Below are 8,517 nucleotides of genomic sequence, written 5' to 3' on the forward strand. Positions count from 1 at the left end.
GTTATGGCAAGGATGGCTTAAGTTACAAGCCATCCTGGAAGGCTACGATTTAGCAAAATCTCTTGAGTCAGACTTGTGATCAAAAGACAGCTAATTAGCGCCTTTTTGATTATTGTTTAATTTTTATAATTGCCACTCTCTGGCTATCAGCTCACTTGGTTGACTCGTTAACCACTCTTGCGGGCGTAAGTAATACTGATATAGGTTAGCTTCTGGGCTACTTGGCTCTGGTTTATAGTTATATTCCCAGCGTGCAAGTGGTGGCATAGACATTAATATAGACTCAGTGCGCCCGCCACTTTGCAATCCAAATAAAGTGCCCCTATCCCATACTAAATTAAACTCAACGTAGCGCCCGCGACGATAAAGCTGAAAATCACGTTGTTGCTCTGTGTATTCGTCATTTTTGCGACGTTCAATAATAGGTAAATAGGCATCTAAAAATCCATTACCCACCGATTGCATAAACGCAAAACTCTTTTCAAAACCAAGTTCGTTTAAATCGTCAAAGAATAAACCGCCTACTCCGCGAGTCTCATCTCTGTGCTTTAAATAAAAGTACTCGTCGCACCAGGTTTTGTATTTTGGATAAACGTCGCTGCCAAAAGGCGCACAAATGTCGTGAGCAACTTGATGCCAATGTTGTACGTCTTCTAATACTGGATAAAAAGGAGTGAGATCAAACCCGCCACCAAACCACCATATTGGCTCTTCGCCTTCTTTTTCGGCTATAAAAAAGCGCACATTGGCATGACTTGTTGGTACATGAGGGTTTTTAGGGTGAATAACTAACGACACACCACACGCATGAAAGCTGCGCCCTGCAAGCTCTGGTCTGTGCGCTGTTGCCGAACCAGGCATTGAAGCGCCAAATACATGAGAGTAATTAACTCCGCCTTGCTCTATTACAGTGCCATTAGTGGTTACGCGTGTACGACCACCACCGCCTTCTGCTCGCTGCCAGTTATCTTCTATAAATTTAGCACTGCCATCTGCAGCCTCCAAACCTTGGCAAATAGTGTCTTGCAAAGCCATAAAGTATGCTTTTACTTGATTTAATAATTCGCTTTGCATATTAACCTCTAAATATTTTGCCAGTCATGGCGTCTTTTATTGTGCTTGGTTGAGTATTACCACCTAACGGCTCGTCAACGTAAAAGCCAACTTGTTCTGCAAATTGCGCTTTGGCTTGCTCAATACTAATTACCGTTTCTTGACCGGTTAAGTTTGCACTGGTTGATACTAATGGCTTGCCAAACTCTTGGCACAAACGCTTTACTGTTGGATGGTTTGTTACTCTTACCGCGATGGTATCAAACTGCCCTGTGAGCCATTTAGGCGTATTTTTAGATGCAGGCATAACCCATGTAATTGCAGCAGGCCAACTCGAAAAAATATCAGCGCGTTTATCCATTGGTATTTTTGCATCATCTACGTATTTTAATAATTGTCCGTAGTTATCAGCGATTAAAATAAGCCCTTTTTCAACCGGGCGCTGCTTAATAGCTAATAGTGCCTCAACGGCTTGTTGATTATCTGGATCACAACCTAAACCATATACAGCTTCTGTTGGGTATAAAATAACTTCGCCTTGCGTTAAGCATGTTATTGCAGTGGGCGTATTTGAAAGGTCTGACAAAGTAGTCTCCAGATATAATTAAACGTTATTCAGTTGGGGTGAGCTTATGCATGCAGCTTTTTTGTGGGCATTGCAATAATATGCCGTTTGCCATATTTCTTTCTATGACGATAGGCCAGTCACATTCAGGACACGGATGTTCAACCGGTTTATTATTAAGCGTGTATTTACAACTTGGGTAGCAATCACAAGAATAAAATACTTTACCAAACTTATTACTGCGCGCGACTAAATGACCTTTTTTGCATTTAGGGCAACTAGGCAAAGTATCTTCGCTTTGCTTTTCTTCATTTTCGTTAGCAATATAATGACACTCTGGATAACCCGTACACCCAATAAACATACCATAGCGGCCATTTTTAACCACCAGCGGTTTGCTACACTCAGGACATGCAGAATCTTCTAATATTTTGATTTCGTTACTGTCGTGATGTGCCAGCGGCCTAATAAAGTCGCATTTGGGATAACTTGCGCATCCTAAAAAAGGGCCTGATTTACTATTGCGGATCACTAACTCTGAACCACACTGTGGGCATATCTCGTATTCTTTTTCGAGGGCGTGCTTGTTCGCCGAGAAAAGCGAATGGTCGATTTTACTCATGGTGATCCTAATAGGTTGGTGAATTTTCGCCTAATATACCCAAACCACTTAAAGATACAAGCAATGCCGTGCTTATCCTTTTAAGTAATTTGAGTACAATCAAGATAATTATCTCTAATGAAGAAGTTCGCTGGGTTCATCAAAAATCAAATCTTCCATTTGCTCATATGCCTCTTCAGAGCCAGGAACGTTAAACAAGATCATAAGTACAATCCACTTTAAGTCTTCTAGGCTTATAGTTGGTTTATCGAGAGAGGCTAAACAGTCCATTACCATTTCACGTGTTACATTGTTAATTACGCCTATTTGCTCAATAAACATTAAAAAGCCACGACACTCAGCGCTGAGCCTTTGGCATTCACTATCGGTAAATATACGCACAGCATCTTTAGGGTTAGCAATAAGATAAGGAGACTCATCGCTGTGTTGTAAATCGGCTAGTTGCTCTAACCAATCAAGAGCTTTAAATATCTCAGGCTTATTAAAGCCCGCACGCAGTAGCTCATCGGTTAACTCATTTTGCTCTGCAAATATATCCGCTTCGCTATGAATGTAATTTTCAAAAAGATACAAAAGAATATCAAACATATTACCTTCCTGCGCTTAACTTGATGTAACCATCTAAGACTCGCTCAATCTGATCGTCTAATTCTAAATCGAGCAACCTACTGAGTACTTTATCTATTGGCCACTGCGCACGACGCACAATGTCATCTACACTGGTTACTTCAAAGCCAATACTATTTAGAACCTCACATTGAGAATTGGCTTGAATCGGCTGCTCTTTATTAAATACATTATTGTCGTAAGTGAAACTCACCTCATCAAGAATGTCAGCCACGTTTTCTACCAGCTTAGCACCTTGCTTTATTAAAAAGTGACTTGCCTGCGCTAACGGGTTTTTAATAGAACCCGGTACTGCAAATACCTCTTTATTTTGTTCAAGCGCATAGCGTACTGTAATTAACGAACCACTTTTAATTTCAGCTTCAACAATAAGCACTCCTAACGATAACCCAGAAATAATACGATTACGGCGCGGAAAGTTGTGCGCATGAGCAGCTGTGCCTGGTAAAAACTCACTCACCAGCAAACCGCTTTCTAAAACTTGGTCTGTTAATAGTTTATGGCGTTTGGGGTAGTAAATATCAACCCCAGTACCAAGCACAGCTATGGTTTTACCTGTACCAGCAAGAGAACCTTTATGTGCTGCACCATCTATTCCCCGCGCCATACCTGAAGTAACTGTAATACCCGCCAAAGTTAACTCGTATGCAAATTCTGAGGCTATTTCAAGCCCGGTAGGTGTAGCATTACGACTGCCAACAATTGCAATTTGTGGAGTTGATAATAACGAGACATCTCCCCTGCAAAATAGTAATAAAGGCGCACTGGCAATCTGCCGGAGATCTTCTGGGTAAAGCGCATCAAAAATACAGACAACAGTAATGTTGTTCAGCGCTATTAATTGCTCATAATGACTGACTTGTTGCCAATTGGTGTTGAGTAAATTACTCGCTTGATTAGCGGTTAACCCAAGCTGTAAAAGCTTGTCATGAGATAAGTCGAATAACGACCCAAGGGAATAGTTTGTAGATAGTGCTAAAAGGGTTTTTATACCCAACCCTTTACACATATAAAAGGCAAGCCAGTGGGCTAGCTTGCCAGATGACTGATCCATGCTCTCTCCTAGAGCACCGACTCGCTACTTCTTAATGAATAACTGCAATATCTCCAATGCGAATTGGGTGCTGGTTTTTAGTTATTAATGCATAACTTACTTTGTCATACACTTTAAAGACAATTAGCTCACCAACTTTTTCTTTAGGCATGGTCCACGTTGTGTTTTGTTCGTCAGACTCATCACCAAGTAATTGGCTCACATCAGATAAAAGCTTCTCATATTTACTAGAATCTTCTGGATAACGAGGGCCACGAGGACCATCAATAACCGTTGGTGATTGACGCTCTAGATCTAATACATGACCCGCTTCTATATTGTGTTCACTGCCTAAGTTTAGCACCACAACATCCATTGTGCTGAATTCTCTAACTTCGCGTGGTGAAGCAATAATATTACCTGTTACAGGTTCTAAAGGACGGTGTATATCAAAGTACGCAGGAAGCATTTGGCCTTCCATTGCCGGCATTAAAAAATCACCTTGCTGAATTTCTCGTTTAACAGACTCAACGCGTAATGACGAAGGCACGCCATTTTTCTCATCGCCCGCTCTAAAAGCACGTGCTATACCCACGTAAGATGCACGCGTTGCTAACACTTCACCGGTTAAATCAGTGTAGGGGTCACCTTTATGGTAAATAGCATATGCTTTATGTACTTGTAAGTCGCCTTTAACATATAAAATATGGCCTAGCGTTTGTGTTTTAGTATTTTCGTTTGCACCTAAAATATAAGGTTTGCCTTTAATATCGTCACTGTTCATTGCTTGCTCGTAACTGATATAAGGTTTGATCATTTCAAGCGGCAAAGTAGTAATAGCATCACGCCCTTTTGGTGTAATACGACCCTGAGGAGATAGCTTTCTATATCCTTTATTTATCACTAAACGTGGGTTTCCATCTGCATCGTATATCAACGCTAATGCATCACCGGGGTAAATTAGGTGTGGGTTGTCAATTTGTGGATTCATTTGCCAAAGTTCAGGCCATAGCCAAGGCTCATCTAAATAGATGCCAGAAATATCCCAAAGTGTATCGCCTTTTTTTACAACATACTGTTTTGGTGCGTCTTTTTTTATTTTAAGTACATCAGCAACTGCGGGAAACGCAGCGCTTAACGTAAGCATGATTGCAAGTAGTGGAGATTTCATCGAGCTTCCTTGTATTGTTTTTTCATTATTATTGCCCAAAACCTGTTAAAGGTGAACGCGAATGGCTAAAATAAGAGCATACAATACCCTAAATTAAGCACAAGTGAAAAAGGTAACTATGGCTAGGTTAGAAGTTTTAAGATTTCCAGATGAACGTTTACGTACTGTAGCAAAAGATGTTGTACAAGTTGACGACACAGTACGCCAAATTGTAAAAGACATGCTAGAGACAATGTACGATGAAAATGGCATTGGACTTGCGGCCACGCAAGTAGATATTCATCAACGAATCGTTGTTATTGATGTATCAGAAGAGCGCAATGAGCCACTGGTATTAATTAATCCACAAATCATTAAAAAAGACGGCTCTACCGTTAGCGAAGAAGGCTGTTTATCAGTACCTAACTCGTATGCAAAAGTAGATCGCGCAGAAACAGTAACAGTCGCAGCACTTAACGAAAACGGTGAAGAATTTGTACTAGATGCAGATGAATTATTGGCTATTTGTATTCAACATGAACTAGATCACCTTCAAGGTAAGCTATTCATTGATTACTTATCTCCATTAAAGCGCCAACGTATTCGTAAAAAGCTTGAAAAAGAAGCCAAGTTTGCAGAACAGTAATAAGCACCTTAGGAAAACTCAGTGACTCAACCATTACGCATTATATTTGCCGGTACGCCGGACTTTGCCGCACGTCATTTACAAGCGCTGATACAAAGCGAACACCAAATAGTGGGTGTATATAGCCAGCCAGATCGCCCTGCAGGTCGTGGTAAAAAATTAAAAGCCAGTGAAGTGAAAGAGCTAGCGCTTGAGCACAACTTACCGGTTTTTCAGCCACAGTCATTAAAAAATGATGAAGCACTAGCTGAGCTAACAAGCTTAAATGCCGACATTATGATTGTTGTAGCATATGGCTTAATTTTACCTAAAGCTATTTTAGAAGCGCCACGTTTAGGTTGTTTAAATGTGCATGGCTCTATATTACCGCGCTGGCGCGGTGCTGCACCTATTCAACGCGCAATTTGGGCAGGTGATGAACAAACCGGCGTAACAATAATGCAAATGGATGAAGGGCTAGATACCGGCGATATGCTACATATAAGCCGCTGCCCTATTAGCACAACAGAAACTAGCGCAAGCTTATATACAAAGCTTGCTGAGCTAGGTCCAGATGCGTTAATTGAAACCATTAATAAATTAGCTAATGGTGAGATCACCCCTGAACCTCAAAACGATGAACTTGCTAACTACGCTAAAAAGCTTTCTAAAGAGGAAGCTAATATCGACTGGTCCTTGAGTGCGCTTCAAATCGAGCGAAACATTCGCTCTTTTAACCCGTGGCCAATGTGCTTTACCCAAATGGGTGGGCAAACAGTAAAGATTCATCAAGCGCAGGTTATGCTGCAATCAGGTGATCCTGGGCAAATTTTATCAAGCGACAAAAATGGCGTAGTAGTGGCGTGTGGCGAACACGCTTTATGTATTACGCAATTACAGCCGCAAGGTAAAAAACCAATGGCAATTAACGACTTTTTAAATGGTCGTAGTGACTGGGTTACTCCTGGCACAATATTAGGCGAAAACAATGAGTAATGTTCCAAACGTACGAGCGCTTGCCGCTGAAACTTTATATAACGTAGTTGATAAAGGCGCATCGCTTAATCAAGAACTTCCATTTGCAAGCCAAGGCTTGCCGCCTAAAGATAAAGCGTTGCTACAGCAAATTTGTTATGGCGTTTTACGCTACTTACCGAGCCTTGAAAATTACTGCCAACACTTAGTAGAGCAGCCATTAAAAGGTAAACGTAGAATATTTCAGTTTTTATTATACGTAGGTATTTATCAACTGCAGCATATGCGCGTACCACCTCATGCTGCCATTTCAGAAACGGTTAACGCACTGGCTCAACTACGCGCTTTAGGATTAAAAGGACTGATAAACGCCATTTTACGTAGCTTTCAGCGTCAACAAGCTGAGCTTGAAGAAAAAGCGAAGCTTATTCCGGTATGTTTATACAACCATCCAAATTGGTTTATTAAACAGGTGCAAACAGCCTACCCAGATAGCTGGGAAGCACTACTTGAAGAAAACCAGCAACAAGCGCCAATGTGGCTTCGTGTCAATCAAGCCCAATTTAGCACGCAAGAATACAGTGACATGCTCAGCGCTAACGATATTGAACACACCTTAAACCCTGATTTTATTGATGGGATTAAGCTTGCCAAACCACGTGATGTATTTTCGTTACCTGAGTTTGATACAGGTGCATGTTCAGTACAAGATGCTGCAGCACAGTTGGCAGCCCGCTTTTTAGAACCTAAAGCAGACGACTATATTTTGGATGCCTGCGCAGCCCCTGGCGGTAAAACATGTCATATTTTAGAGCTTGCTGATGCTGATGTACTTGCACTTGATAGCGACTCAACTCGCCTTGAACGTGTTAAGCAAAACTTAACTCGTATTGGCTTAGGTGCAGACCTACAATGTGGCGATGCATCGCAACCACATACCTGGTGGGATGAAAAATTATTTGATCGTATTTTACTTGATGTGCCTTGTTCGGCCACTGGCGTAATTCGCCGTCACCCTGACATAAAATGGTTACGTCGCGCATCAGATATCGAAGACTTAGCCAAGTTACAAAGCGATATTCTTGATAGCATTTGGCCACTGTTAAAACCAGGTGGCACATTGGTATATGCTACGTGTTCGGTTCTTCCACAAGAAAACCAACAGCAAGTTGCTAAGTTTTTAGCTAATAACGATGATGTAGAACATATACCTCTACACGAAAACGATACCGTAACAACGCCAGGTTTGCAGTTACTGCCCGGTGAAAGTGATGGATTTTATTACGCTAAGCTAGTTAAAAAAGCCTAATAGCCGTACACTAAATAGTTAGCCATTTATGAAACATTAAATGGCTATTTTTTTAATTAAATTATGATCAATACCACGGGTAAATAATGAAAATAATTATACTCGGTGCCGGGCAAGTTGGTGCTACGCTTGCTGAAAACTTAGTTGGCGAACAAAACGAAATTACCGTTGTTGATATAGACGGTAACCGATTACGTGAACTTCAAGATAAGTACGACTTACAAGGGGTTATGGGCCACAGCGCGCATCCTGATGTATTACGCCGCGCAGGTGCTGAAGATGCCGATATGATTATAGCGGTAACCAGTTCAGATGAAGTGAACATGGTTGCATGCCAAGTGGCATACAGTATTTTTAAAACGCCTACTAAAATTGCTCGTATTCGCTCAGAGCAATACTTAAAATACCGCGAAAAGCTTTTTCAAAACGATGATTTACCAATCGATCATTACATTGCTCCCGAAGCACTGGTCACTAAGTATATTCGCCGTTTAATTGACTACCCTGGTGCTCTGCAAGTATTGCAGTTTGCTGATGGCATGCTCTCGTTAGTAGCCG

General features: G+C 41.3%; 10 protein-coding genes. 4 read left to right on the forward strand and 6 right to left on the reverse strand.

The annotated features are described in order from the left end of the window. Positions 1-123: 123 nt before the first annotated feature. The 6 genes from hemF to L652_RS0102080 all read right to left on the reverse strand — a co-directional run bounded on the left by hemF (position 124) and on the right by L652_RS0102080 (position 5,071). Positions 124-1,074: an oxygen-dependent coproporphyrinogen oxidase gene (hemF, locus tag L652_RS0102055; protein ID WP_024594982.1), complete on the reverse strand. Its 951-nt coding sequence runs from the start codon at positions 1,072-1,074 to the stop codon at positions 124-126. 1 nt (position 1,075) lies between these two features. Continuing rightward, the gene (locus tag L652_RS0102060; RefSeq protein ID WP_004335153.1) at positions 1,076-1,639 is read right to left on the reverse strand and encodes an L-threonylcarbamoyladenylate synthase; all 564 of its coding nucleotides are present in this window, start codon (positions 1,637-1,639) and stop codon (positions 1,076-1,078) included. 25 nt (positions 1,640-1,664) lie between these two features. Then, on the reverse strand, positions 1,665-2,240 hold the full coding sequence (locus L652_RS0102065; RefSeq protein WP_004335155.1) for a topoisomerase DNA-binding C4 zinc finger domain-containing protein: 576 nt from the start codon (positions 2,238-2,240) through the stop codon (positions 1,665-1,667). Between the two features lie 114 nt (positions 2,241-2,354). After that, entirely contained in the window at positions 2,355-2,828 is a 474-nt protein-coding gene (locus L652_RS0102070) for a DUF494 family protein (protein ID WP_004335158.1), read from the reverse strand. Between the two features lies 1 nt (position 2,829). Beyond that, complete coding sequence (gene dprA, locus L652_RS0102075; RefSeq protein ID WP_024594983.1) at positions 2,830-3,921, reverse strand: DNA-processing protein DprA; 1,092 nt, start codon at positions 3,919-3,921, stop codon at positions 2,830-2,832. Between the two features lie 31 nt (positions 3,922-3,952). Beyond that, positions 3,953-5,071 carry a LysM peptidoglycan-binding domain-containing protein gene (locus L652_RS0102080; protein ID WP_024594984.1) on the reverse strand — a complete coding sequence of 373 codons (1,119 nt, stop codon included), beginning with the start codon at positions 5,069-5,071 and terminating at the stop codon, positions 3,953-3,955. Between the two features lie 118 nt (positions 5,072-5,189). Here L652_RS0102080 and def point away from each other — a divergent pair, with 118 nt between their 5' ends. From def to L652_RS0102100, 4 genes are all read left to right on the forward strand, one after another. Beyond that, positions 5,190-5,696 (forward strand): peptide deformylase, encoded by a 507-nt coding sequence (def, locus tag L652_RS0102085; protein WP_004335162.1) that lies wholly within the window; start codon positions 5,190-5,192, stop codon positions 5,694-5,696. Between the two features lie 21 nt (positions 5,697-5,717). Further along, positions 5,718-6,671: a methionyl-tRNA formyltransferase gene (fmt, locus tag L652_RS0102090; RefSeq protein ID WP_024594985.1), complete on the forward strand. Its 954-nt coding sequence runs from the start codon at positions 5,718-5,720 to the stop codon at positions 6,669-6,671. Continuing rightward, positions 6,664-7,959, forward strand: coding sequence for a 16S rRNA (cytosine(967)-C(5))-methyltransferase RsmB (gene rsmB / locus L652_RS0102095; RefSeq protein ID WP_004335167.1), 1,296 nt, complete (start codon positions 6,664-6,666; stop codon positions 7,957-7,959). Before fmt ends, rsmB begins: the two co-directional genes overlap by 8 nt. An 86-nt stretch (positions 7,960-8,045) precedes the next feature. Further along, on the forward strand, positions 8,046-8,517 hold a 472-nt coding region (locus L652_RS0102100; RefSeq protein WP_024594986.1), incomplete at its 3' end, for an NAD-binding protein.

This window comes from Pseudoalteromonas sp. TB25 (assembly GCF_000497995.1).
GTDB lineage: Bacteria > Pseudomonadota > Gammaproteobacteria > Enterobacterales > Alteromonadaceae > Pseudoalteromonas > Pseudoalteromonas distincta.

Excerpts from the sequence above, each read along its gene's own strand:
- hemF (WP_024594982.1), bottom strand. The coding sequence starts at position 1,074 with ATGCAAAGCGAATTATTAAATCAAGTAAAAGCATACTTTATGGCTTTG.
- L652_RS0102065 (WP_004335155.1), bottom strand. The coding sequence starts at position 2,240 with ATGAGTAAAATCGACCATTCGCTTTTCTCGGCGAACAAGCACGCCCTC.
- L652_RS0102070 (WP_004335158.1), bottom strand. The coding sequence starts at position 2,828 with ATGTTTGATATTCTTTTGTATCTTTTTGAAAATTACATTCATAGCGAA.
- dprA (WP_024594983.1), bottom strand. The coding sequence starts at position 3,921 with ATGGATCAGTCATCTGGCAAGCTAGCCCACTGGCTTGCCTTTTATATG.
- L652_RS0102080 (WP_024594984.1), bottom strand. The coding sequence starts at position 5,071 with ATGAAATCTCCACTACTTGCAATCATGCTTACGTTAAGCGCTGCGTTT.
- def (WP_004335162.1), top strand. The coding sequence starts at position 5,190 with ATGGCTAGGTTAGAAGTTTTAAGATTTCCAGATGAACGTTTACGTACT.
- rsmB (WP_004335167.1), top strand. The coding sequence starts at position 6,664 with ATGAGTAATGTTCCAAACGTACGAGCGCTTGCCGCTGAAACTTTATAT.